Raw genomic sequence first — 22,598 nt, forward strand, 5'->3', positions numbered from 1 at the left:
GGGGTCTCGGCGATGACCGTGTCGCACGTCCTCAACGACCACCCGCACGTCCGGGAGACCACGCGCGAGCGGGTCCTGGACGTGATCACTGCGGCTCGACTACCGCGTGAACGTGGCCGCCCGCAATCTCCGCACCGGCCGCACCGGGACGATCGAGGCTCGCCGTTCCCGAGATCGACCGGCCGTACTACGGGCGCCTCGCCGCCGAGATCATCGCCGCCGCCGAGAAGCACGGGCTCCGCGTCGTCATCGAGCAGACCGGTGCGCGGCGCGAGAACGAGCTCGGCGCCCTCGCGTCGTCGAGGAAGCGGCTCTACGACGGGATCATCCTGAGCACCGTCGGCCTCGGGGCGGCCGACACCGAGCTCCTCCGGGTCGACCACCCGCTCGTGATCCTGGGCGAGCGGATCTTCGAGGGCCTGGTCGACCACGTCGCCATGGCGAACGTCGAGGGCGCGCGGACGGCGGTCGCCCACCTGATCGAGCAGGGCTGCCGCAGGATCGTCATGGTCGACGATCCCGCCGACGACGAGGTGGACGTCTCGAGCCTGCGCCTCGAGGGCTACCGGCGCGCGCACGAGGACGCCGGGCTCGCGATCGATCCGGCTCTGCACGTCGCGGTCGGGGAGTTCACGATGGCGGGCGGGTCCCGCGGCATCCGGGACTTCATCGACCGGGGCGTGCCCTTCGACGGTGTCTTCTGCATCACCGACACGGTCGGCATCGGAGTGCTCCGCGGTCTGGCCGATCGCGGAGTGCCTGTTCCGGGGCGGGTCCGCGTTGCAGCCTTCGACGCGATCCTCGAGGGCGACTACACCGTGCCCCGGCTGACGACCATCGACCCGGATCACGGATTCATGGCGCGGACGGCCGTCGAGCGGCTCGTCTACCGGATCGGCGGCGGGACGACTCCGGCGGAGGAGTACATCGCCGCACCGCGCCTGATCGTCCGCGAGAGCCTCGTTCTGATCGCCCGACCGCTCGCGCTGCGTCGCCGCCGCCGGACTGGCGGCCCTCGCGAGTCGTCGACGCGCAGCACTGGATCGCCTCGCGGAGAGGGGTCCGACCGCCCGCGGGCGACGTCGGCCGCGAGTCCGTCGTCGTGCTCGGCTTCCGGAACCGCGGCACGCGGGCGAACGCGGTGAACCGCTACCGCGTGCGCGCCGCCCTGCGCTCCCGCCATTCCTCGAGGAGCGTCCTCGTGCTCTGCGGCGGGGGCGTCGCCGGGTCGGTCCCGGAGGCCGACCTGATGGCGCGGTACGCACGCGGGGAGAGGCGCTACCGCGGCCCCCTCGTGCTCGAGCGCGAGAGCCGCACGACCGAGGAGAACCTGCGGAACGCCGCCGCGCTCCTCGAGGAGTCCGACACCGTCGTGCTCGTCTCGAACTCCCTGCACGCTGAGCGGGCGCGTCGGCTGCTCCGGACGCTGCGGCCCGACCTCGCCGCCCGGCTCGTCCGCGCCGAGGAGCACCGGTTCGCCGAGATCCCGCTGCAGAAACTCGTCGCTTCCGTCCTGGAGGCGGCTCGCACCGTAGCGGGGCGCACTCCCCCGCTAGGGTGAACCCACCGCAGCGCGAAGGGGGCCTCGATGGCGCGGAGCAGCACACGTGGACGACGGTGGATCGGCACGATCGGGGCGGCGCTGCTGGCGCTGCTGCCGCTCGCCGGGTGCGCCGGACCGACGCCCTACTCCGATTTCGAGCGGGAGCGGACCGAGGCGGACGTGATGCCCGAGGCCGGCGGCATCGACCCGGGCATCGATCCCGAGTCCGTCCGCTTCGCGGGCACCGCCGAGGGGATCGACGTCTACCTCGGCCTGTCGGACGAGCGGGGCCGCTGCGTCGTCGTCGACGACGGCGCCGACTCCGCGAGCGGCTGCAGTGGGAGCGGCGGCTCGGAGACCTCGAAGCCGGGCGCCTGGACCGTCCGCGTGCACCCCGACGGCGAGGGCCCGGAGGACGCGCCCGGACTCGACTGGACCGCGCTCGGGAAGAACGTCTCCGTCCGCGCGGGCTGAAACGGTGAACGGATCGGTCGCCGTCCGGCACCGTGCCCTAGCGTGGACCCATGCCCAGAACCGTCTCCACGAGCACAGAGGTCGACCGCGAGGGAATGCTCTCCTTCGTGCGGCCGAGGCACCGGATGATCGTCGCCACGACCGCGCGCTGACGGCCGCCCGCAGATGTCGCCGGTCTCCGGCGGCGTCGACGAGCAGGGCCGGATCGTGATCTCCACCTATCCCGGCCGCGCCAAGACCCGGAACGCCGAGCGTCGTCCCGCCGCCTCCGTGCTGGTGCTGTCGGACGAGTGGGACGGCGCGTGGATCCAGGTGGACGGCGACGCGGAGGTGCTGCACATGCCGGAGGCCGCCGACGGCCTCGTCGACTACTACCGCTGCATCGCCGGCGAGCACCCCGACTGGCAGGAGTACCGGGAGGCGATGGCGCTGCAGGACAAGTCCCTGCTGCGCATCACGCCCGCTCGCTGGAGCCCCGTCTCGACGGGGGGCTTCCCGGCGGACGTCGCCGAGCGGCTCGACGCCCGCTGACCGGAGCGCGCGGATCCGGGGGTCGGCTCAGGGTTCTCCCCGATCCGCCGGCCAGGTCCTGCGCGGGATGCTCGGAGCATGCCCCCCGCCAGACGCGCTCCCCTCCTGCCCGCCGTCGCCCTGGCGATCGGAGGAGGGCTTCTCCTCGGCGCGCTCACGAGCCTCCTGCAGACCGTCCTGCCGACGTCCGTGAACTCCTTCGCGAACTCCTCCGGCGGCTGGTCGATGCTCGTCTTCGCCCTCGTCCGAGGGGGACGAGCAGTCCGGTCGCCGGCGCGGTGCTCGGACTGCTGTCCTTCTTCGCGATGCTCGAGGGCTACGACATCGTGACGGGCGCCAGGGGCTTCGGCTGGTCCCCTCCGTTCTCCGACCCCTTCTGGCTGCTCGCCGTGCCCGCCGGCCCGATCCTCGGAGTCGCGGCCTCCCTCACCCTGCACGGGACCCGCGGGTGGCGGGTGCTCGCCGTCGCGCCCCTCTCGGGAGTGCTCCTCGGCGAGGGGATCTGGGCGCTGGGCGCGGTCGCCGACACCACGAGCCCCGTCTACTGGTGGCTCGAGATCCTGCTCGGGGTCGGCTTCCTCGTGCTCGCCGTCGTGCGCCGACGTCCGCGCCCCGTCCTGGTACTCGCGGCCGCGGCGATCACCGCCGCCGCGGCGTGGTGCTTCGTCGTGGTCTACTCGCTGTTCTGACCTCCGGGAATGCACGGCCGCCCGCCGTTGCTGAACGAGGGGGCTGAGGAGGATCACGTGGAGCTCGTGCACTGGCTGTTCGATGCGCAGATCGTCCTGGGCGACCAGGAAGTCCTGTGGCGCGAGGTGATCGGCAACGCCTTCGGCCTGGCGAGCGCTCTGGGCGGGATGCGGCGCAAGGTCTGGGCCTGGCCCGTCGGCCTCGTGGGGAACGCACTGCTGTTCACGGTCTTCATGGGCGCGCTCTTCGGCACTCCGAACCCCGTGAACCTGCTCGGTCAGGCGGGTCGGCAGGTCATGTTCATGATCGTGAGCGTCTACGGCTGGTACCGCTGGACGCACCGCCCCGACGCCTCGACGACCGTGCTCGAGCCGCGGTGGGCGTCGTGGCGCACCCGGGGTCTCCTCGTGCTGGCGATGGTCGGCGGCACCGCGCTGCTGACCCCGCTGTTCCGCGCGCTCGGCTCCTACGAGCCCGTGTGGAGCGACGCCTGGATCTTCGTGGGATCGCTGCTCGCGACCTACGGCATGGCGAAGGGCTGGGTCGAGTTCTGGCTGATCTGGGTCGCGGTCGACGTCGTGGGCGTCCCGCTCCTCTTCTCGGCCGGGTACTACGCGTCCGGCCTGATGTACGTGGTCTACGGGGGGTTCACCCTGGTGGGCTTCTTCGTCTGGATGCGGCACGGCCGCAAACCCTCCAGTGCGGCGGTCACCGTCGGCTGACTTCCCGGTCGGCCTGGGCGCGACGCCGCGGCGAGCGCCGTGAGCACCCGCCGTCGTGCTTCTTCGCGAGTGGAGGAGCAGACGGTGGCGAACCGGTCTGCGTGCGCGGTGGAGAGCGGCCCGTAGGCTGGCACGATGACGTCCAGGTGCGCCTCCTGCTGGCCTCGTCCACCCCGGGCCCACGGTCGCGGTGACGGTGCTCGCGACAGTGCTCGCCGCCGCCGCGGGCCGCCCCCGGGCACCGTCGTGCTGGTCGCCCTCGCCGTCGTCTGCGGTCAGCTCTCGATCGGCCTCGCGAACGACTGGATCGACGTCGACCGCGATCGCGCCGTCGGCCGCACCGACAAGCCGGTCGCGTCGGGCCTGATCGATGTCCGGACGGTCCGGGCGGCGGCGATCGGCACGGCTGCCGCGTCGATCCTGCTCTCCCTCCTGCTCGGACCGGTGGCGGCCGTCGCCCACCTCGTCCTCGTCGCGGCCGGCTGGGTCTACGACGCCGGGCTCAAGCGCACCGCGTTCTCGGTGGTGCCCTTCGTCGTGGCCTTCGGCCTCCTGCCCGTCGTCGCCGTCTCGGCGGGGGTGCGGGGCGCTCCCTGCCGCGTGGGCGATCGCCACGGGCGCCGTTTTCGGTGTCGCGATCCACTGCACGAAGCGTGCTCCCCGACCTCGTCGACGACGCGGCCACCGGGGTCCGCGGCTTCCCGCACCGGCTCGGACTGCGCCTGTCCGGCGTCGTCGCCTTCGGGTCCCTGGTCGCGGGTGCGCTCCTCGTGCTGGTCGGCCAGCTGTCGGGCGACGATCCCGTCAGCGGTCCCGGCGCCCTCCTGGCGGTCGTCGGCACCCTCGCGGTCGTCGTCCTCGCCGCTGTCGGCGTCCGCCTCGTGCTGACCGGGCCGCCGACGCGGCTGCTCTTCCGGATCGTCATCGCCGCCTCGCTCGTGCTGGTGGTCGAGCTCGGCCTGTCGGGCGCGCGCCTGGTCGCCTGAGGTCAGGACCAGCGCATCGCGTAGACCCTCGCCAGGACGTGCGACGTCGGCGGCGCGAGGAGCACGCGCAGCAGTGCCGTTCGCCCGCGGTGCGCGGCCGCACACCGAGCGGCCTCCCGAGCGCCATGTTCAGCTCCGCCTGGCGAGCCGCCCGCCGGGCGGCCCGCGCCCGCCGCCGCGCGTAGGACGGCCAGGGACCGGGAGTCCCCGAGCGGAGCGACTCCGCCAGGAGCGGAGCCAGCGCCGCGGCGTCGAGCCAGCCCAGGTTCATCCCCTGACCGCCGATCGGGCTGATCTCGTGCGCGGCGTCGCCGACGAGCACGACTCTGCCGTCGTCGAGCGCGCCGGCCTCGCGACGGCGGACCCGGAAGCCGCTCACCATCGTGCAGGTCGCGGCATCGACCGGTGCGCCGGTGCGGGAGCGGACGACCGCTGCGAGACGCGCCGCCGCGTCGTGGTCCGGCGGGTCCTCGGGGCGCCAGGCGGGAGCGCCGAGCGAGGCGTCCGCTCCGACGAGTGCCACGTAGCGGCGACGACCCCCGGGAAGCGGGAACGACTCCACGACTCCGGCCGGCCCGACGTCGACGAGGGCCGAGCCCGCGAGAAGGCCGGCTCGGGATCGGCGAAGTCCCCCATCACGTAGCGGTCGGGGTAGTCGCGGCCCGAGACGCCGATGCCGAGCAGATCGCGCACCGTGCTCCGGGCTCCGTCCGCCCCCACGACGAACGAGGCGCGGACGGTGGCCGTCCCACCGCCGTCCGTCAGGCCGACGGCCTCGACGAGCGGACCTCGCCGATGGAGAGAAGTAAGGGATCGCCCGGGTCGCAGGGCCCCGGGCGAGAGCTCCTCGAGCCGCCCCCGGAGGATCGACTCGGTGCGGTGCTGATCGAGGGTCGCGACGTAGGGGTGCGAGCGCGAGGCGCGGGCGAACGACAGGGCACCGAGGGCGCGGCCCTCACTGCCGGCGATCCCCCGGGTCACGAGCGCCGCCTCCGCGAGGACGGACTCGGCCGCGCCGATCCCGGCGAGGACATCGAGGGACGGCGGATGGATGCCGATCGCCCGTGATCCCGCTGGGAGCGCGACCCGGCGCTCCCACACCTGCACGTCGATCCCCGATCGCGCCAGCAGGGCGGCGAGGAGGACGCCCACCGGACCGCCGCCGACCACGAGCACGTCCGTCCGCTCCGCTTCCACGCTCCGAGACTACGGAGCCGGCGAACCGCTCGCGGGCACTCGTGCGGGCGGCGCCCGGTCGTTAGGGTGACGGCATGACCGACCGCGTGCTCGCTCCGGAACCCCCCGCCGACGGCTCCAAGCCCAAGGGGCCGGCGTCCTACTTCCCCAGCATCGAGAAGACCTACGGGCGCCCCGTGCAGGAAGTGGCTGGACCTGGTCGACGCGCGGCTCGACACCGAGCCGCACATGCAGGTCGTGGCGTGGCTGAAGTCCGAGCACGGCCTCGGGCACGGGCACGCCAACGCGCTCGTCGCCTACGTCAAGGCCGCTCGGGCCTGATCAGGGCTTCGCGGCGGCGCGAGCGGCCTTGGCCGCCTCCCGCGTCGCGATCGCGGCGGCCGCGCGCTCGCCGACGCGTCGGCGGTTGAAGGCGATCGCCTCCTGCACGAGTGCGGTCAGGGCGCCGGCGTCCACCCGGTCGCCTTCGGCGAATTCGGCGGAGCGGCGCTGGTTGCCGCCGAGCTCGCCGTTGAAGACGCCCTGCGGGTCGGGCAGCGAGGCGCCGTAGAGGAAGCCGAGCTTGACCTTCGAGGTGAAGACGTTGCCGACGCAGAGGATCCCGTCGAGCTCCCACACCGGTGCCCCCTCCACTTCCACTCCTCGACGATGCCGGGGTCGGCGGCGCGGACGACGCGGCGCAGCTCGGCGAGGGTCTCCCCGCGCCAGTCGGGCGTGCGGGCGATCAGGGCGTCGATCTCGTCGCTCGGGGTCATGGGGTCCTCTCGTCGCAGGAACGCGCCGATGCTGCTCCGCGGTGCGGCGGCGCGCCCGTCAGGAGAGGATCCGCCGCACGGCCTCCTCGACCAGCGCGTCGTCGGCGGGCTCGTCGTCCAGAGCGCGGTGGATCGTCAGCCCCTCCATGGAGCGCGTCGAGCATCCGCGCGGTCGCCGGATCGAAGTGCTGCTCGAGCGCCGCGCGCGTCCTGGCCATCCACGAGTGCGTGAGGCTGCGGAACGCGGGCTGACGCGCAGCGAGCGTGTAGAGCTCGTGGGTGAGGACGAGCTCGCGGTGGCTGCCGAGGACGTCGTGCACGACCAGGTCCACGAGCGCCTGCCGGGCCTGCTCGGGCGAGCCGGCCGCGTCCATCCGCCGCTGCGCCTGGTCGGCGACCGAGTCGGCGAAGCGCGAGAAGGCGGCGTGCAGCAGCTCGTCCATCCCGGCGAAGTGGTAGGTCATGGAGCCTAGCGGCACGTCGGCGGCCGCCGCCACCCGTCGGTGCGAGGTCCCCGAGACGCCCGCCTCCGCGATCACCTCCAGGCACGCGTCGATGATGCGGGTCACGCCGGTGCGGATCCGTCCGCCGCGCCGCACGCGCCGGAGCGTCCTCGCTCACTCGTCGACCCTCCGGATCACCGTGGCCGGACTGCCGACCGCGACGACCCCGGACGGGATGTCGCGGGTCACGACCGCCCCCGCTCCGATCACGCTGTCATCGCCGATGCTCACACCCGGGCAGACGATCACGCCGCCGCCGAGCCAGACGTTGTCGCCGATCGTGATCGGCCGGGCGGCCTCGAGCTTGTCGCGTCGCGGGCCGGGCTCGATCGGGTGCGTCGGCGTCAGCAGCTGGACGTTCGGTCCGATCTGGCAGTCCTCGCCGATCGTGATCGGCGCGACGTCGAGGGCGGTGAGGTGGTAGTTGACGAAGGTCCGCGCACCGATGCGGATGTTCTCGCCGTAGTCGACGAACAGCGGCGGCTTGACGGAGGCGCCCTCGCCGAGCTCGCCGAGGAGCGCCTCGAGGAGCGCTCGGGCGGCGTCCTCGTCGGCGAGCGAGGCGCGGTGGTAGGCGTCGGCGAGGCGGGCAGCAGCGCTGCGCGATCCGGATGCTCTCCGGATCGTCGGCGAGGTAGAGGTCTCCGGCGAGCATGCGCTCGCGATTGGTGCGGTCGTCTCCCGCGAAGTGATCGGTGGTCATGCGCACGATCGTACACACTGCGTGTACGGTCGTACGCATGTCTGCTCCCGCTGCCGCTCCTCCGAGCAGAGGTCCGCCGTGCCCGCGGGGCCGTCGCCGCTCTGTTCCTCACCAACGGGGCGCTCTTCGCCAACCTCGTCCCCCGCTTCCCCGAGATCAAGGCCGACCTCGGGCTCGACAACGCCGCGTACGGAGTCGCGATCGCGGCGTTCCCGGCCGGCGCGATCCTCGCGGGCCTCGCGTCCGGTGCCGTCCTGCGCCGGATCGGGAGCGGTCGCGCTGCCGTCCTCGGCACGATCCTCACGGCGATCGGCACCGTGGTCGCGGGCGTCTCGCCGACCCTCCTCGCGTTCGCGGCAGCGCTGCTCGTGTCCGGCGCGACCGACGCCGTCACCGATGTCGCCCAGAACACGCACGGCCTGCGGGTGCAGCGCCGCTTCGGCCGCTCGCTCATCAACTCCTTCCACGCCCTCTGGTCGATCGGAGCGGTCCTCGGCGGCGCGATGGCCGCGGGAGCGATCGCCGTGGGCCTCCCCGCTCGACGCACCTCGTTCTCTCCGGCACCCTCTTCGCGATCGTGGCCCTGACGGCGCTGCGCTTCTGCTCTCCCGGGGCCGCGACGACGCGGAGCGCCCCGAGAGGGCGGCGACCGGTCCCCGGTCGAGCGTGAGGGGCCGTGTCGTGCTCCTGCTCGCCGCCCTCGTCGGCGTCGCGATCGCCGGAACGCTGGTCGAGGACGCCGCCTCCACCTGGGCCGCGGTCTACCTCTCGGGGAGCTCGGGGCGCCGGCCGCCGTCGCCGCGACCGGGTTCGTCGCCCTCGTCGGCGCGCAGTTCGTGGGGCGGATACTGGGCGACCGCCTCGTGGACCGCTTCGGTCAGCGCGCGGTGGTGCGCACCGGCGGTGCCATCGCGCTCCTCGGGATGGGCGCGGCGCTCCTGCTCCCCTCCGTCCCCGGCACGATCCTCGGCTTCGCCGCGGCGGGTCTCGGTCTCGCTACGACAGTGCCCGCGGCGATGCACGAGGCCGACGAGATCCCCGGGCTGCGCGCCGGCACCGGAGTGACGCTCGTCTCGTGGCTGATGCGCCTCGGCTTCCTCCTGTCGCCGCCGCTGGTCGGGCTCGTGGCCGACAGCGCAGGCCTCCGCGCAGGCCTGGCCGTTGTCCCGCTCGCCGGCCTCCTCGCCGTCGTGCTCGCGCCCGCCCTGACGGCCCGCCGCAGGCCCGGATCCGCGTCCGCGGACGGGGTCGCGGAGGTGAGGGGGCCGCTCGCCGCCGTCCTCTGGGACATGGACGGGACGATCGTCGACTCCGAGCCCGCCTGGATGGCCGCTCAGCACCGTCTCGTGACCCACTGGGGCGGCGAGTGGAGCGAGGACGACGCGCTGGCCCTCGTCGGCTCGACCCTCGAGCAGACCGCCCTCGCACTCCGGGGCGCGGGGGTCGGGCTCGACGACCGCGCGATGGAGGAGGAGCTCGAGGGCGACGTCGCGCGGACCTGCGCGCAGGGATCGTCTGGCGGCCCGGAGCGCTCGAGCTCCTCCGCAGCGTCGCGGCCGCCGGGATCCCCAGGCGATCGCGGACCACCTCGTCCCGCCGTCTCGCCTCGATCGTGGCGGCGGCGCTCGCCGAGCACGTCGTCCTCGCCGGGGTCGTCACCGGAGAGGACGTCTCCCGCGGCAAGCCGGATCCCGAGCCCTACCTCCTCGCCGCTCACCGCCTCGGAGTCCCGATCACGGAGTGCGCAGCCGTCGAGGACTCGCCGATCGGGCTCGCCGCCGCGGTGGCCTCGGGTGCCGCGGCGGTGGGGGTCCCGCACCGGGTGCCGCTGGCGGAGGGCCCGGACCGGACCCTGTGGCCGACCCTGCACGGACGCACCGTGGAGGATCTGCGCGCGCTGCTGCTCTGACCGGCCCGGGCGGCGGCTGCTGCCGGTAGGACGCCAGGAAGTTGCCGAGCCGCTCGATCGCCTCCGAGATCACCCGCTCCTCGGGGAGGGTGACGATGCGGAGGTGATCCGGCGTCGGCCAGTTGAAGCCCGTCCCCGAGCACCAGCAGGATGTGCTCCGCGAGCAGCAGGTCGCAGACGAGCCTCCCGTCGTCCCGGATGTCGTGCACCTCGGGATCGAGCCGCGGGAAGGCGTACAGGGCCCCTCTCGGCAGCTCGCAGGACACCCCGGGGATCCGCTCGAGGCCCCGACCACGCCGCGTCCCGCTGCCGGTGCAGGCGCCCCTCCGGTGCCACCAGCGCCTCGATCGACTGCACCCCCGAGAGGGCGGCCTGGATCGCGTACTGCCCCGGGACGTTCGGGCAGAGCCGCGTCGACGCGAGGAGCGTGATGCCCTCGAGGAACCCCTCCGCGTGGTCGCGCGGACCGGTGATCGCCAGCCAGCCCGAGCGGTAGCCCGCGACGCGGTAGGTCTTGGACAGTCCGTTGAAGGTCAGGCAGAGCAGGTCCGGCGCCAGCGACGCGAGCGGGATGTGCTGAGCGTCGTCGTACAGGATGCGGTCGTAGATCTCGTCTGCCAGCAGCAGGAGGGAGTGCTCCCGCGCAACGGCGACGAGTCCCTCGAGCACAGCGCGGCTGTAGACCGCGCCGGTGGGGTTGTTGGGGTTGATGACGACGATCGCCTTGGTCCGCGGAGTCACCTTCGAGCGGATGTCCTCGAGGTCCGGCTGCCAGCCGTCCTCCTCCGCGCAGCGGTAGTGCACCGCCGTCCCACCCGAGAGGCTCGTCATCGCGGTCCACAGGGAGTAGTCGGGGGCGGGGATGAGAACCTCGTCGCCGTCGTCCAGGAGCGCCTGCATGGTCATCGTGATGAGCTCCGACACCCCGTTGCCCAGGAACACCCACTCGGGGTCGACGGGCGGGAACCCCGCGATCTCCTCGTAGCGGTACGTCACCGCGCTGACGGGCCGAGAGGATCCCCCGGCTGTCGCTGTAGCCGTGCGCGTGGGGCACGGCGGCGATCATGTCCCGCACGATCTGGTGCGGGGCCTCGAAGTCGAAGCCCGCCGGGTTGCCGGTGTTGAGCTTGAGGATGCGGTGCCCCTCGCTCTCGAGCCGCGACGCCTCGACGAGCGCCTTCCCCCGGATCTCGTAGAGGACGTTCCGGAGTTTCGCGGACTGCTCGAGGGGCGCGGAGTGCTCATCCGGCCAGGGTAGTCACCGGGCGGGGTCGGCACCGCCTCCCGCGCTGCTGGGCGGAGGACGTGTCACGCTGGAGCCATGAGCGACGCCGCCGATCCCCGTACCTACGACCTCGACGCACTGCGCCGTCGCGTCTTCGCCGACGACCTCGAGGACGACGGAGCCGTCGACGACAGCATCCCCGAGCTCGCCGCGGCCGACCCGCGCCTCTGCGGCCTCGCTCTCGTGCTGCCGGACGGCTCGGTGCGCTCCAGCGAGCAGGCCGACGTGCTCTTCAGCATCCAGTCCGCCGTCAAGCCGTTCCTGTTCGCTCTGGCGCTGCTCGACACCGCCGCGGGAGGCGCTCGAGCGCGTGGGCATCGAGCCGACCGGCGAGGCCTTCGACGCGATCAAGCTCGAGGGCGGCACCGGCCGCCCGCCGAACCCCATGGTGAACGCGGGCGCGCTGCTGACCGCCTCCCTCGTCGACGGCGACGGTGCCCGGGAGCGCAGTGAGCGCATCCTCCGCGGCCTGTCCGCCTTCGCGGGACGCCCGCTCGAGGTCGACGAAGGGGTCGCCCGCAACGAGCACCTGCTCGGCGACCGCAACCACGCTCTCGCGCACCTCATGCGCTCCGAGGGGGACGATGCACGTCGGCGCCGACGACGCGGTCTCCTCCTACGCCCGGGCCTGCGCGGTGCTGGTCGACGCCCGGGCGCTCGCCGTGATGGGCGCCACGCTGGCGTTCGGCGGAGTCAATCCCGTGACCGGGGAGCGGGTCGTGCCTCCCGCGGTGGCTCGCGACGTCCTCTCGGTCGTGGCGACCTGCGGCGTGTACGACGGATCCGGTCGCTGGATGCAGGCGGTCGGCATCCCGGCGAAGTCGAGCGTCTCGGGAGCCCTCGTCCTCGCGGTGCCCGGTCGCCTCGGAGCCGCCGTGGTCAGCCCTCCGCTGGACGCGTCCGGGACGAGCGTCCGCGGCCGCCGCGTGAGCGATCGGCTCAGCGCCGATCTCGACCTGCACGCGTTCGGCCACCGAGGCACCGGCGCCTGAAGCCGGTGCTCGCCGACCGGGGACTCCGGCGTCCTAGGGTGAGCGCCATGACCGCTCCGCTCCCCTACCTCGCGTTCCCCGGCACGGCGCGCGACGCCCTCGGCTTCTACCGCGACGTCTTCGGCGGCGACCTGTCGCTGCACACCTTCGAGCAGTTCGGTCGGACCGACGGCCCGGGTGGGCTGATCGCCCACGGCGTGCTCACGGGGCCGGTGTCGCTCGCCGGCTCCGACACGTCGGTCGGAGAGGAGCCGCTGCATCTCGAGGGCGTGCTCTTCGCGCTCCTGGGAGCAGCGGCGCCGGACGTCCTCGCACGCTGGTTCGACGCCCTCGCCGAGGACGGCCGGGTCGTCGATCCTCTCGAGGCGAGGCCGTGGGGTGCGACCGACGGACGGGTGCGGGACCGGTACGGCGTGTCCTGGCTGGTCGGCTGGGAGCACTGACCCCGCGACCGCGGCCGGCGTCGACCCCCCGGACGCGTCCAGCACCCGCCCGCTACAGTGCCATGATGCGCCGCTGGGAGTTCATCGATGACCGCCGTCCGCTACGTCGCGATCGGCGACTCCTTCACCGAGGGCGTCGGCGACGAGCTGCCCGACGGGTCGACCCAGGGCTGGGCCGATCTCGCCGCGCAGGGCTGGGCCGAGGCGAGGGGCGAGCGGATCGAGTACGCCAATCTCGCGATCCGCGGTCGGCTCATCCGGCCCATCGTCGAGGAGCAGCTCGAGGTCGCTCTCGCGCTCGAGCCCACTCACCTCTCCTTCAACGGTGGCGGGAACGACATGCTGCGGCCGCGCGCCGACATCGAGCGCATCGCCGACTCCTATTCGCGGGTGCTGCAGCGCTGCGACGAGGAGGGCGTCGTCCTGATCGCGCTCGCCGGAGCCGACCCCTCGGCCAGGCTCCCCCTGAGCCGGATGATCAAGCGGCGCGGAGACGCACTGACGAGCGCGGTGCTGCGCCGGATCGAGGCCCGCGACGACGTCGTGGTCGCCGACAACTGGAACGACCCCGCGTTCCAGAACCCCCGGATGTGGTCGGAGGACCGGCTGCACATGGGACCGCGGGGCCACCACCGCGTCGCCTCGAAGGTGCTCGGCTCACTGGGACTCACTCCCCCGTCCCAGTGGCGGGAGATGCCGTCGGATCAGGCGTCGCGACTCGGGTCCGCGCGCTACTACCGGGAGCACGTCGCACCCTGGGTGCGCCGTCGCCTCACCGGCACCTCCTCGGGCGACGGCCGCACGGCGAAGTACCCGGAGTTCGTCCCGATCGATCCGATCGGCTGAGGCCGGACGGTCAGCGCCAGCCGTAGCGCGCCGAGACGGTCCTGGCGACGGTGTCGAAGCGCGAGCGCTCGAGCACCGCGCCCTCGCGGCGCATACCGGCGGGGTGGATGCGGAAGACCCGCTCCGGATCGACCCAGCTCGGCCGCCCCTCGGCGTCCCACTCCCCGGTGCCGACCGGCAGGTAGCCGTCGTGCTGCTTGGAGCTCAAGCGCACCGCCAGCACCGTACCGGCCTTCTCGACCGCGAGGACGAGCACCGGGCGGTCCTTGCCGCGCCCGTCGTCCTCCTCGTAGGGCACCCAGGTCCAGACGATCTCGCCCGGATCGGGATCGCCGTCGGCAGTGGGCGCGTAGCCCGCGTGCACCCCGCGGAGGCGGGCGGGGTCGACCTCGACGGTGCGGCCGACGCCGCTCGCGCCGGGAGTGGTCGCCGTGGGCGTCAGGAAGGGACGCTGCGCCGGCGGTCCCGCGTCGGGCCTCGGCGCGACGGTGCGGCCGAGGAGTCGGAGGAGCAGGGACACGACGGAGCGTGAGGAAGTCACCCGGGAACCCTAGCCCGGAAGCACGGCCGCGCGCGGGAACGGGAACGGGGTGCCGCCCTCGAGAGGGCGGCACCCCGTCGGGTGCAGTGCGGAGTGGAGGGGTCAGTCCGCGAGGACGTAGCCCGCCTCGCCGTGGATCGCGGTGTCGATCCCGGCGACCTCGTCCTCGTTCTTGACGCGGAACCCGATGGTCTTCTGGATCACGAAGCCGATCAGGAGGGTCATGAGGAACGAGTAGGCGAGGACCGTGAAGGCCGCCAGGGCCTGAGCGCCGAGCTGGGCGAAGCCGCCGCCGAGGAACAGCCCGACGTCGGTTCCGAAGAAGCCGATGTAGAGCGTTCCGATGAGGCCGCCGACCAGGTGGACGCCGACCACATCGAGCGAGTCGTCGTAGCCGAGGCGGTACTTGAGGTCGATCGCCAGGGCGCAGACCGCACCGGTGATGACGCCGAGGACGATCGCCCAGAACGGCGAGAGGCTGGCGCACGCCGGGGTGATCGCGACGAGACCTGCGACGGCGCCCGAGGCGGCGCCGATCGAGGTGGGCTTGCCGTCCTTGATCTTCTCGACGACGAGCCAGCCGAGGATCGCGGCGGCGGGAGCGGCGATGGTGTTCAGGAACGCGATCGCCGCGATGCCGTCGGCCGCGAGCTCCGAGCCCGCGTTGAAGCCGAACCAGCCGAACCAGAGCAGACCCGCGCCGAGCAGCACGAACGGCGGGTTGTGCGGCTGGTGCGCGCCCTTGGTGAAGTTGACGCGCTTGCCCAGGACCAGGGCGAGGGCCAGGGCGGCCGCACCGGCGTTGATGTGCACCGCGGTGCCGCCGGCGAAGTCGATCGCGCCGACGTTGTAGGCGATCCAGCCGCCGTCCACGACGCCCTCGTCGCCGACGGTGAAGTTGAAGACCCAGGAGGCGACGGGGAAGTAGACGACCGTGGCCCAGACGCCGGCGAAGACCATCCACGCGCCGAACTTGGCGCGGTCGGCGATCGCACCCGAGATGAGCGCGACGGTGATGATGGCGAACGTGGCCTGGAACGCGGCGAAGGCGATCGTCGGGTAGGCGCCGGTCTGCTCGGCGAGCGCGTCGTTGTAGACGCCCTGCAGACCGATCTGCGCGACGTCGATGCCGAGGAAGCCGTCGATGCCGAAGAAGGAGTCGGTGCCGGCGGGGCCCGCGGGGCCGTTGCCGAACACGATGGCGTAGCCGTAGAGGACCCAGAGGACTCCGATCAGCCCCATCGCGCCGAAGCTGAGCATCATCATGCTGATGACGCTCTTCGCCCGGACGAGACCGCCGTAGAAGAACGCCAGTCCTGGCGTCATCAGCAGCACGAGTGCTGCGGCGATGAGAAGGAAGGCGGTGTTGCCTTGATCCATTCTGAAACCTTTCTTCGGGTGCGCAGGAGCGACCCGGAGAACGCCTGGGCGTCAGCGGAGTCGAGTCGCTTGAGTACGCCCGTCAGTCTGGCGGCGCGACGTTTCGGTTCGAGGGGACCTGCGTTTCGAGCGCGTTACAGGGAAGCCGTTCGTGTGAACAACGCGTTACACGGACCTGCCGAGGCGCTCGGCGCCGGACCGCCGACGGGGCGTGGAGCCCCCGATCCTACGAAGCGGACGACCGGAAAGGGCTCATGCTCGTGAGCGCGATGGAGCCGGGACATCGAGCGCGAGGTACTTCTTGCGGTAGCCGCCGGTGAGCATGTCGCCGCCGAAGACCCCGTCCAGCGGCACACCCGAGGCGAGGACGGGGATCTGCGCGTCGTAGACGCGGTCGATGAAGGCGACGAGGCGGAGGGCGTCGGTCTGATCGGTCAGCGCGGTGACGTCGCGGAGCACGATCCGCGTCCACGCCGTCGATGACCTTGATGTAGCGGGACGGGTGCACGGAGCCCAGGTGGTCGACGGCCGCGCGGAACGCGTCGTCGGTGACGACCGCTCCGGAGGGCGCCTGCGCGAGCGCGGTCGAGATCTCCTCGTCCGTGCGCACGACGGCGTGGCCCTCGATGTCGCGGCGGCGGTAGTCGGTCCCGTCGATCCGCATGGGTCTGGAAGTGCTCCGCCATCGCGTGGATCTCGCGGAGGAAGTCGGCAGCGGCGAACCGGCCCTCGCCCAGCGCGTTCGGCGGCGTGTTCGAGGTGGCCGCGATGCGGGTCCCGGAGGCGACGAGCTCGCCCAGCAGGCGGGTCATCAGCATCGTGTCGCCCGGATCGTCGAGCTCGAACTCGTCGATGCAGAGCAGCGCCGATCCCTTGAGGAGGGACACCGTCGCCGCATAGCCCAGCGCCCCCACGAGGGCCGTGTACTCGATGAACGTGCCGAAGTAGGTGCGGCCGGGCACCGCGTGCCAGATCGCCGCGAGGAGGTGCGTCTTGCCGACGCCGAAGCCGCCGTCGAGGTACACGCCGGGCTTGACCTCGGGAGCCTTCTTCCGGCCGAAGCCGAAGAACCCGCCGCCGCCCCGGGAGCCGCCGCCCGCGGCGAAGGCGCGCAGAGCCTCGACGGCCTCGGCCTGCGAGGGGTACTCCGGGTCCGGGCGGTAGCTCTCGAAGGTCGCGCCCTCGAACTGCCGGGGCGGTATGAGGCGTCGAGGCGATCTCGTGACCGCTGATCTGCGGCGAGCGCGTCGTGAGGCTGCTCGTCGAACGGACGTCGTCGGGGATCACGCGCACCTCGCATCGTGCGTCCGGAGGAGGCCGGCCGCTCTGTCTGACTCTGCATCGAACCGTCCGGCCCGGCGCCGGCGGGCTCCCGGCTCTGTGTCGAACTCTTGCGGCGCCTTCCGTGCACCCGCGCTCGGGGGCGCGTACTGTCGCTGAAGGGCGGGCTCCAGCGTAGCCCGCTCCTGGATTCACGCCCGCGCTCCGCGCACCACCCTGGAGGTCCTCCTTGTCCGTTGAACTCGATCCGTCGCCGAAGTTCGCCGCCTACGCGCACCCCGAACGACTCGTCAGCGGTGAGTGGCTCGAGCAACGGCTCGGCACCCCGGGTCTCGTGGTCGTCGAGTCCGACGAGGACGTCCTGCTGTACGAGACCGGCCACATCCCGGGATCGGTGAAGATCGACTGGCACACCGACCTCAACGACCCGGTCGAGCGCGACTACATCGACGGCGCGGCCTTCGCCGCCCTCCTCGGCGCCAAGGGCATCGCCCGCGACACGACCGTCGTCGTCTACGGCGACAAGAACAACTGGTGGGCCGCCTACGCCCTCTGGGTGTTCACCCTCTTCGGTCACGAGGACGTCCGTCTCCTGGACGGCGGCCGCGACAAGTGGATCGCCGACGGCCGGCCCGTCACGACCGACGCGTCGACTCCCGACGCGGTCGAGTACCCCGTCGTCGAGCGCCGCGACGCGGACGTCCGCGCGTTCAAGGAGGACGTCCTCGCGCACTTCGGCAACCCGCTGATCGACGTCCGCTCCGCCGAGGAGTTCTCGGGCGAGCGCACCACGGCGCCGGCGTACCCGGAGGAGGGGCACTGCGCGCGGGCCACATCCCGAGCGCGCAGAACGTGCCGTGGGGCAAGGCCGCCGCCGAGGACGGCACGTTCCGACCGCTGGACGAGCTGAACGGCATCTACCGCGACGGAGCCGGCCTGCAGGACGGCGACACCGTGATCGCCTACTGCCGCATCGGCGAGCGCTCGTCGCACACGTGGTTCGTGCTCACCCACCTCCTCGGCTTCGAGGGCGTCCGCAACTACGACGGCTCGTGGACCGAGTGGGGCAGCGCTGTGCGCGTCCCCATCGTCAAGGGCTCCGAGCCCGGCGAGGCCCCCACGGCCCGCTGACCGTCGTCCAGGGAGACCCCGACCGCTCCGCGGCCGGGGTCTCCTGCTCTGAGAGGATGGACGGGATGACTTCCGACGACCTTCTGCCCGATGCTCTGCGCGACATCCGCGACGAGTTCCTCGCCCTCGAGAAGCCGGAGCGACTGCAGCTCCTCCTCGAGTTCTCGAACGACCTCCCCGAGCTGCCCGAGCGCTACCGCGATCACCCGGATCTCTTCGAGCGGGTCGAGGAGTGCCAGTCCCCCGTCTTCATCGTCGTGGAGTTCGACGGCGACGTGATCCACCTGCACGCCACCGCGCCGCGGGAGGCTCCCACGACCCGTGGATTCGCCTCGATCCTCGCTCAGGGGCTCGACGCACTGACGCCGGAGCAGGTCCTGGCCGTCCCCGACGACTTCCCCCAGACGATCGGCCTGTCCGAGGCCGTCTCGCCGCTGCGCCTGCGCGGGATGAGCGCCCTGCTCGGCCGCACCAAGCGCCAGATCCGCGCCCACCTGGCCGCGTGATCCTCCAGCCGCTCGTCCCCGCGGGACCCGCGGTCCGCCTGGGGGACGACGGCGCCCGAGCGGCGGTCGAGGACGCGTACCGGCCCTCCGACTCGGTGCGCGTCCGACTGAACATGATCGCGAGCGTGAACGGCTCGAGCATCGGCTCGGACGGCACGAGCGAGACGCTCACCAATCGCGTCGACCGCACGATCCTCGGAGTAATCCGCGCGCAGGCGCAGGTGGTCCTCGTCGGCGCCGCGAGCGTCCGGGCCGAGGGCTACCGCCGTCCCCCGGCGGGTCCCGCTGGCGATCGTCTCCTCGGAGCGGCGATCTCGCCGGTCACCGGTTGGAGCTGCAAGAAGGTGCTCGCGTGCTCCTCCTCGTCCCCGAGTCGCTCCACCTCCGCCGCGGTCCCCGACGGTGCCGAGGTCGTGCACGTCCCCGCTCTGGGACGGGCGGATGCGCGTCGAGGACGTGCTCGCCGCCCTGGCCGCGCTCGGTCTGGACCGCGTCGTCTGGCGAGGGCGGCGCCTGCTGTCCGCCATCCTCGCCTCGGACTCGTGGACGAGATCTGCCTGGACCACCGCTCCGCGCGTCGTCCTCCCCGGGCTGCCCGTCGCCGCGACCGGAGCGGTCGTCGACGACTCCTACTCGCTCGAGCGCCTCGCCGTCGACGACGCCGGCTTCACCTATGCGCGCCGGACGCGGACCAGCTGAGCGCCTGCCGCCGCAGCCACGCCCTCGACGGCCTGGCCCCCAGCGGCCGAGGCCGTCGTTCCAGATCCTGGTGTGCCGAGCACCCTGCACCAGCACGAGCTCGACGAGATCGAGCGCGCCGCGCGCGAGCGCCTCGGAGGTGCCCGCTCGGCACGAAGTCGTCGTCGACGCTGTGCAGAGAGGAGGACCGGAGTCGCGCGCTCGTCGGCGCGGGACACGAGGTCGAGGTCCGCGAGCGGCACGACGGCGCTCTGCCCGGTGAGAGCGGTCGACAGCGGGCTCTGCATGGCGGTCAGAGCGAGCGCCGCGATCACCGGCGGGATCCCTCGCAGCCGCGCCTGGCCGCGCAGGGTCTCGTGCCAGTCGATGACCGGGGAGTCGAGGACGAGTCCGGCGATCAGGTGCCGCCGGGGCGAGCGCAGCACCGTCTGCAGAGCGATCGCCCCGCCCATCGACCAGCCCACGAGCACCACGGAGCGGGCGCCCCGCTCCTGGGCGAAGCGGATCGCCGCGTCCACGTCGCGCCACTCGGTGTCGCCGAGGCCGTAGCGTCCGTCCGGGCTCGACGGGGCGTCGCCGTCGTTGCGGTAGGAGACCACGAGGGACGTCAGCCCCTGCGCGGTGGAGGACAGGGACGCCGCGGAGCGTCTCCTCCCGGTGGGTGGCACGCCCGTGCACGTCGGATCGCCCAGGTCGCTCCGTCCCCGCCGGGGAAGAGCCAGGCGGGCGCGGGGCCGTACTGGGTCGCGACCTGCTCCGCCGTGAACGGCACCTGCGTCTGGCGCGGCGACAGGAACAGCCAGCCGTTGATGCGCGCGCGGGCACCGGCGTGCAGCCGTCCCCGATCCACCGTCTCGGAGCCTCGCGCACGACCCTGCCCGCACCGGTGGCGATGATCCGACCGACGCGGGCGTGGCCCCGGCCGCCGTCGAACCAGAGGCTGAAGCCGCCCTGCACGGTCGTCTCCGGCCCGGCCGCGAGGACGATCTCGCGCGCGTCGGGCCGCACGTCCAGCACCCTCGCGTCCTCGCTCCGTCGCGACGGCGGGATCACGACCCCGCGCAGGAAGGCGGTGACGAGGGCCGACGCCCCCAGGGCGAGCGTCGCGGCGAGAGCGGGCGGGGCGAGGAGGGTGAGCAGGAGGGCGCCGGTGCGCCGACCGCCCTCCGCGGCGTGCCTGCGGGGATCGGGCATGCGGGAACTCTAGTCTTCGGAGCGTGCCCGACTTCCCAGCGCCGTCTCAGCCACCGGAGGAGTTCCGGGCCGCGACGGAGGCGATCCGCGCGGCCCCGACCCGCTCCGAGCTGACCGTGTCCGAGATCCCGTCGCCGACCGGGCTCGCTCCGTGGGCCCTCGCCCTGTCCGCCGATGTCGCCCCGCATCCGCACGGGCGCGACTCCGAGCTCGGCACGGGGCGGTTCATCCTCCTCTACGACCCCGAGGAGCCCGAGCAGTGGGGCGGCGCCTTCGCGTCGTCTGCTTCGCGCAGGCACCGCTCGAGGTCGAGATCGGCACCGACCCGTTCCTCGCCGAGGTCGCCTGGTCGTGGCTGATCGATGCGCTCGACACCCGGGGCGCCGCTTACCACGCGGCGTCCGGCACGGCGACGAAGGTCCTCTCGACAGGATTCGGCGAGCTGGCCGCCCAGGGCGACGGCGCCCAGATCGAGATCCGCGCGTCCTGGAGTCCCGAGGATGCGCAGCTCGCCGCCCACGTGGAAGGCTGGGGTGAGCTGTTGTGCATGCTCGCGGGCCTCCCGCCCGTATCGAGCGACGGTGTGACCTCGCTCGCCTTCCGACGGAACAACCGTGACTGATTACCGCGTCCTCTCCACCCGCGACGAGTTCCTCGCCGCCGTCGACGCCCTCGCCGCAGGCGAGGGGCCCGTCGCGGTCGATGCCGAGCGCGCCTCCGGCTTCACGCACTCGCAGCGCGCGTACCTCATCCAGGTGTACCGCCGCGGAGCCGGCGCGTTCCTCTTCGATCCCCCTGCGATCGGCCGGATGGACGCTCTGCAGGAGGTCATCGGCGACGAGGAGTGGGTGCTGCACGCCGCCAGCCAGGATCTCGCGTGCCTGCGCGAGGTGGGCCTGGACCTGACCCGCATCTTCGACACCGAGCTGGCGGCCCGCCTGCTGGGACTGGCGAAGGTGGGTCTCGGAGCGGTCGTCGAGGACCTGCTGGGCATCCATCTCGCCAAGGAGCACTCGGCAGCGGACTGGTCCACCCGTCCCCTCCCCCAGAGCTGGCTCGTCTACGCCGCGAAGGACGTCGAGCTCCTGGTCGACCTCCGCGACCGGATGGAGGAGATGCTCATCGAGGCGCGCAAGACCCGCATCGCGCGCGAGGAGTTCGAGGCCACCCTGGCCCGGCAGCCAAGGCCGCCCTGGCCGACCCGTGGCGGCGGCTCTCGGGCATGCACTCGCTGCGCGGACTCCGCGCCCTCGCCGTCGCCCGCGAGCTCTGGCTGGCTCGGGACGCCTTCGCCCGGAGCGCGACATCGCGCCCGGCCGCCTGATCCCCGACTCCTCGATCGTCGCGGTCGCCCGCAACATCCCCAGCAGCATCGGTCAGCCTCGGGCCGCCGCGACTTCACCGGCCGCGCGAGCCGGGAGGCGAGGTGGAGCGCCGGTGGGCGGCGATCCAGCGCGGTCTGAGCACCGAGGACCTCCTCGGCCACCCGGCCCGCCGTCGAGACCCTCCTCCGCCCCGGGCATGGGCCGATCGGAACCCCGCCGCCGATCTGCGGCTCAAGTCGGCCCGCGCCGTCGTCATCGAGATCGCCGAGCTGCTGTCACTGCCCGTCGAGAACCTGCTCACGCCGGACCTGCTGCGCCGGCTGGCGTGGAACCCGCCGGAGCCGCTGACGCCGGAGACCGTCGCCGCGGAGCTGGCGCGGGGCGGAGCGCGCTCCTGGCAGATCGACGCGACGGCGGGTCCGCTCGTGACCGCGTTTGTGGAAGCCGCCCAAGCGCCCGAGGAGAGCATCGGAAACCGCTTCGTAGGAAGCGGCAAAGGATTCCGGTCGAAGCCGTGCTCTTCCTACGATCGGGGCGACCGTGAGTTCCTGGGAGGCATTGTGGCCGAGAGATCCGAAGTCGTGTTCGTCGACGGAGTCCGTACTCCGTTCGGGCGTGCCGGCGAGAAGGGCATGTACTGGCAGACGCGGGCCGACGACCTTGTCGTGAAGGCCATGATCGGTCTGCTGGAGCGCAATCCGTCACTCCCGAAGGATCGCGTCGACGACGTCGCGATCGCGGCGACCACGCAGCGGGGGGACCAGGGTCTGACCCTCGGGCGGACGACCGCGCTGCTCGCGGGGCTGCCCCGCAGCGTCCCCGGCTTCGCGATCGACCGGATGTGCGCCGGCGCGATGACCTCGGTGACGGCGACCGCGGGCGGCATCGCCTTCGGCGCGTACGACGTGGTGATCGCCGGCGGTGTCGAGCACATGGGGCGCCACCCCATGGGCTTCGACGCC

The 22,598-nt window shown here is 72.9% G+C and carries 20 protein-coding genes and 14 pseudogenes; 23 read left to right on the forward strand and 11 right to left on the reverse strand.

Features of this window, described 5'->3' with window-relative positions:
• The first annotated feature begins 212 nt into the window (after nucleotides 1-212).
• The 8 genes and pseudogenes from AC0CII_RS05075 (at nucleotide 213) to AC0CII_RS05110 (ending at nucleotide 4,946) form a co-directional block, all read left to right on the forward strand.
• Complete coding sequence (locus AC0CII_RS05075; RefSeq protein ID WP_465229053.1) at nucleotides 213-1,145, forward strand: LacI family DNA-binding transcriptional regulator; 933 nt, start codon at nucleotides 213-215, stop codon at nucleotides 1,143-1,145.
• Nucleotides 1,103-1,561, forward strand: a complete 459-nt coding sequence (locus AC0CII_RS05080; protein ID WP_465225835.1) for a YdcF family protein — start codon at nucleotides 1,103-1,105, stop codon at nucleotides 1,559-1,561. Before AC0CII_RS05075 ends, AC0CII_RS05080 begins: the two co-directional genes overlap by 43 nt.
• Before the next feature lie 27 nt (nucleotides 1,562-1,588).
• The gene (locus AC0CII_RS05085; RefSeq protein WP_465228793.1) at nucleotides 1,589-2,017 is read left to right on the forward strand and encodes a hypothetical protein; all 429 of its coding nucleotides are present in this window, start codon (nucleotides 1,589-1,591) and stop codon (nucleotides 2,015-2,017) included.
• A 50-nt stretch (nucleotides 2,018-2,067) separates the two neighbouring features.
• Nucleotides 2,068-2,548: pseudogene (locus tag AC0CII_RS05090) on the forward strand (PPOX class F420-dependent oxidoreductase).
• Between the two features lie 78 nt (nucleotides 2,549-2,626).
• Nucleotides 2,627-3,237, forward strand: a pseudogene (locus tag AC0CII_RS05095) (DUF6518 family protein).
• Nucleotides 3,238-3,294: 57 nt separating this feature from the next.
• A complete protein-coding gene (gene pnuC / locus AC0CII_RS05100) occupies nucleotides 3,295-3,960 on the forward strand; it encodes a nicotinamide riboside transporter PnuC (protein ID WP_465228794.1) in 666 nt (221 codons plus the stop codon).
• A gap of 135 nt (nucleotides 3,961-4,095) precedes the next feature.
• Nucleotides 4,096-4,488, forward strand: a pseudogene (locus AC0CII_RS05105) (UbiA family prenyltransferase); the annotation flags it as partial.
• A gap of 125 nt (nucleotides 4,489-4,613) precedes the next feature.
• Nucleotides 4,614-4,946 (forward strand): hypothetical protein, encoded by a 333-nt coding sequence (locus tag AC0CII_RS05110; RefSeq protein ID WP_465229102.1) that lies wholly within the window; start codon nucleotides 4,614-4,616, stop codon nucleotides 4,944-4,946.
• On the opposite strand, the gene AC0CII_RS05115 is transcribed toward AC0CII_RS05110, so the two are convergent.
• Nucleotides 4,882-5,508 (reverse strand): FAD-dependent oxidoreductase, encoded by a 627-nt coding sequence (locus AC0CII_RS05115; RefSeq protein WP_465228795.1) that lies wholly within the window; start codon nucleotides 5,506-5,508, stop codon nucleotides 4,882-4,884. The two genes, AC0CII_RS05110 and AC0CII_RS05115, sit on opposite strands and share 65 nt — an antisense overlap.
• Before the next feature lie 152 nt (nucleotides 5,509-5,660).
• A pseudogene (locus AC0CII_RS05120) lies at nucleotides 5,661-6,143 on the reverse strand (FAD-dependent oxidoreductase); the annotation flags it as partial.
• Nucleotides 6,144-6,217: 74 nt separating this feature from the next.
• On the opposite strand from AC0CII_RS05120, the pseudogene AC0CII_RS05125 reads away from it, so the two are divergent.
• Nucleotides 6,218-6,464, forward strand: a pseudogene (locus AC0CII_RS05125) (DUF4287 domain-containing protein).
• Here AC0CII_RS05125 and AC0CII_RS05130 read toward each other — a convergent pair.
• From AC0CII_RS05130 to AC0CII_RS05140, 3 genes and pseudogenes are all read right to left on the reverse strand, one after another.
• A complete protein-coding gene (locus tag AC0CII_RS05130; protein WP_465228796.1) occupies nucleotides 6,465-6,776 on the reverse strand; it encodes a DUF1801 domain-containing protein in 312 nt (103 codons plus the stop codon).
• A 118-nt stretch (nucleotides 6,777-6,894) separates the two neighbouring features.
• A complete protein-coding gene (locus AC0CII_RS05135; RefSeq protein ID WP_465228797.1) occupies nucleotides 6,895-7,497 on the reverse strand; it encodes a TetR/AcrR family transcriptional regulator in 603 nt (200 codons plus the stop codon).
• An 18-nt stretch (nucleotides 7,498-7,515) separates the two neighbouring features.
• Nucleotides 7,516-8,104: pseudogene (locus AC0CII_RS05140) on the reverse strand (sugar O-acetyltransferase).
• A 317-nt stretch (nucleotides 8,105-8,421) separates the two neighbouring features.
• On the opposite strand from AC0CII_RS05140, the gene AC0CII_RS05145 reads away from it, so the two are divergent.
• The 3 genes and pseudogenes from AC0CII_RS05145 to AC0CII_RS05155 all read left to right on the forward strand — a co-directional run bounded on the left by AC0CII_RS05145 (nucleotide 8,422) and on the right by AC0CII_RS05155 (nucleotide 10,013).
• Nucleotides 8,422-8,691, forward strand: coding sequence for a hypothetical protein (locus AC0CII_RS05145; RefSeq protein WP_465228798.1), 270 nt, complete (start codon nucleotides 8,422-8,424; stop codon nucleotides 8,689-8,691).
• A 162-nt stretch (nucleotides 8,692-8,853) separates the two neighbouring features.
• Nucleotides 8,854-9,471 (forward strand): annotated as a pseudogene (locus AC0CII_RS05150) (MFS transporter); the annotation flags it as partial.
• Nucleotides 9,471-10,013 (forward strand): HAD family hydrolase, encoded by a 543-nt coding sequence (locus tag AC0CII_RS05155; protein WP_465228799.1) that lies wholly within the window; start codon nucleotides 9,471-9,473, stop codon nucleotides 10,011-10,013. The pseudogene AC0CII_RS05150 and the gene AC0CII_RS05155, both read left to right, overlap by 1 nt.
• 19 nt (nucleotides 10,014-10,032) lie before the next feature.
• Here the strand turns inward: AC0CII_RS05155 and AC0CII_RS05160 are convergent.
• Nucleotides 10,033-11,202, reverse strand: a pseudogene (locus AC0CII_RS05160) (pyridoxal phosphate-dependent aminotransferase); the annotation flags it as partial.
• A 132-nt stretch (nucleotides 11,203-11,334) separates the two neighbouring features.
• Here AC0CII_RS05160 and AC0CII_RS05165 point away from each other — a divergent pair.
• The 5 genes and pseudogenes from AC0CII_RS05165 to AC0CII_RS05185 all read left to right on the forward strand — a co-directional run.
• Nucleotides 11,335-11,526 (forward strand): annotated as a pseudogene (locus tag AC0CII_RS05165) (glutaminase A); the annotation flags it as partial.
• Between the two features lie 82 nt (nucleotides 11,527-11,608).
• Nucleotides 11,609-11,815, forward strand: a pseudogene (locus AC0CII_RS05170) (glutaminase); the annotation flags it as partial.
• 67 nt (nucleotides 11,816-11,882) lie between these two features.
• Nucleotides 11,883-12,290, forward strand: a complete 408-nt coding sequence (locus tag AC0CII_RS05175) for a glutaminase (RefSeq protein ID WP_465229054.1) — start codon at nucleotides 11,883-11,885, stop codon at nucleotides 12,288-12,290.
• A gap of 47 nt (nucleotides 12,291-12,337) precedes the next feature.
• Entirely contained in the window at nucleotides 12,338-12,733 is a 396-nt protein-coding gene (locus AC0CII_RS05180; RefSeq protein WP_465229055.1) for a VOC family protein, read from the forward strand.
• 87 nt (nucleotides 12,734-12,820) lie between these two features.
• Nucleotides 12,821-13,579, forward strand: a complete 759-nt coding sequence (locus tag AC0CII_RS05185) for an SGNH/GDSL hydrolase family protein (protein WP_465228800.1) — start codon at nucleotides 12,821-12,823, stop codon at nucleotides 13,577-13,579.
• 10 nt (nucleotides 13,580-13,589) lie between these two features.
• Here the strand turns inward: AC0CII_RS05185 and AC0CII_RS05190 are convergent, their stop codons facing one another.
• The 3 genes and pseudogenes from AC0CII_RS05190 to zapE all read right to left on the reverse strand — a co-directional run bounded on the left by AC0CII_RS05190 (nucleotide 13,590) and on the right by zapE (nucleotide 16,784).
• On the reverse strand, nucleotides 13,590-14,120 hold the full coding sequence (locus AC0CII_RS05190) for a type II toxin-antitoxin system PemK/MazF family toxin (protein WP_307786168.1): 531 nt from the start codon (nucleotides 14,118-14,120) through the stop codon (nucleotides 13,590-13,592).
• Nucleotides 14,121-14,222: 102 nt separating this feature from the next.
• A complete protein-coding gene (locus tag AC0CII_RS05195; protein WP_207405760.1) occupies nucleotides 14,223-15,500 on the reverse strand; it encodes an ammonium transporter in 1,278 nt (425 codons plus the stop codon).
• Between the two features lie 252 nt (nucleotides 15,501-15,752).
• Nucleotides 15,753-16,784 (reverse strand): annotated as a pseudogene (gene zapE, locus AC0CII_RS05200) (cell division protein ZapE).
• A 226-nt stretch (nucleotides 16,785-17,010) separates the two neighbouring features.
• Here zapE and AC0CII_RS05205 point away from each other — a divergent pair.
• The 3 genes and pseudogenes from AC0CII_RS05205 to AC0CII_RS05215 all read left to right on the forward strand — a co-directional run bounded on the left by AC0CII_RS05205 (nucleotide 17,011) and on the right by AC0CII_RS05215 (nucleotide 19,117).
• Nucleotides 17,011-17,912, forward strand: a pseudogene (locus tag AC0CII_RS05205) (sulfurtransferase).
• Nucleotides 17,913-17,977: 65 nt separating this feature from the next.
• Nucleotides 17,978-18,418, forward strand: a complete 441-nt coding sequence (locus AC0CII_RS05210) for a SufE family protein (RefSeq protein ID WP_465225822.1) — start codon at nucleotides 17,978-17,980, stop codon at nucleotides 18,416-18,418.
• A gap of 441 nt (nucleotides 18,419-18,859) precedes the next feature.
• Complete coding sequence (locus AC0CII_RS05215; protein ID WP_465228801.1) at nucleotides 18,860-19,117, forward strand: hypothetical protein; 258 nt, start codon at nucleotides 18,860-18,862, stop codon at nucleotides 19,115-19,117.
• Here the strand turns inward: AC0CII_RS05215 and AC0CII_RS05220 are convergent.
• Nucleotides 19,090-19,716: an alpha/beta hydrolase family protein gene (locus tag AC0CII_RS05220; protein ID WP_465228802.1), complete on the reverse strand. Its 627-nt coding sequence runs from the start codon at nucleotides 19,714-19,716 to the stop codon at nucleotides 19,090-19,092. The genes AC0CII_RS05215 and AC0CII_RS05220 overlap by 28 nt on opposite strands.
• A gap of 8 nt (nucleotides 19,717-19,724) precedes the next feature.
• Nucleotides 19,725-19,967 (reverse strand): hypothetical protein, encoded by a 243-nt coding sequence (locus tag AC0CII_RS05225; protein ID WP_465228803.1) that lies wholly within the window; start codon nucleotides 19,965-19,967, stop codon nucleotides 19,725-19,727.
• Nucleotides 19,968-20,334: 367 nt separating this feature from the next.
• Between AC0CII_RS05225 and AC0CII_RS05230 the strand changes: the two are divergent.
• The 3 genes and pseudogenes from AC0CII_RS05230 to AC0CII_RS05240 all read left to right on the forward strand — a co-directional run.
• Nucleotides 20,335-20,933 (forward strand): annotated as a pseudogene (locus tag AC0CII_RS05230) (DUF3000 domain-containing protein).
• Nucleotides 20,926-21,774, forward strand: coding sequence for a ribonuclease D (locus AC0CII_RS05235; protein WP_465228804.1), 849 nt, complete (start codon nucleotides 20,926-20,928; stop codon nucleotides 21,772-21,774). The pseudogene AC0CII_RS05230 and the gene AC0CII_RS05235 overlap by 8 nt, the downstream one beginning before the upstream one ends.
• Nucleotides 21,738-22,589: pseudogene (locus AC0CII_RS05240) on the forward strand (thiolase family protein); the annotation flags it as partial. The gene AC0CII_RS05235 and the pseudogene AC0CII_RS05240, both read left to right, overlap by 37 nt.
• Between the last annotated feature and the right edge of the window lie 9 nt (nucleotides 22,590-22,598).

Source organism: Rathayibacter sp. AC182, assembly GCF_979253875.1.

Excerpts from the sequence above, each read along its gene's own strand:
- AC0CII_RS05085 (WP_465228793.1), top strand. The coding sequence starts at position 1,589 with ATGGCGCGGAGCAGCACACGTGGACGACGGTGGATCGGCACGATCGGG.
- AC0CII_RS05175 (WP_465229054.1), top strand. The coding sequence starts at position 11,883 with ATGCACGTCGGCGCCGACGACGCGGTCTCCTCCTACGCCCGGGCCTGC.
- AC0CII_RS05180 (WP_465229055.1), top strand. The coding sequence starts at position 12,338 with ATGACCGCTCCGCTCCCCTACCTCGCGTTCCCCGGCACGGCGCGCGAC.
- AC0CII_RS05185 (WP_465228800.1), top strand. The coding sequence starts at position 12,821 with ATGACCGCCGTCCGCTACGTCGCGATCGGCGACTCCTTCACCGAGGGC.
- AC0CII_RS05195 (WP_207405760.1), bottom strand. The coding sequence starts at position 15,500 with ATGGATCAAGGCAACACCGCCTTCCTTCTCATCGCCGCAGCACTCGTG.
- AC0CII_RS05210 (WP_465225822.1), top strand. The coding sequence starts at position 17,978 with ATGACTTCCGACGACCTTCTGCCCGATGCTCTGCGCGACATCCGCGAC.
- AC0CII_RS05215 (WP_465228801.1), top strand. The coding sequence starts at position 18,860 with ATGCGCGTCGAGGACGTGCTCGCCGCCCTGGCCGCGCTCGGTCTGGAC.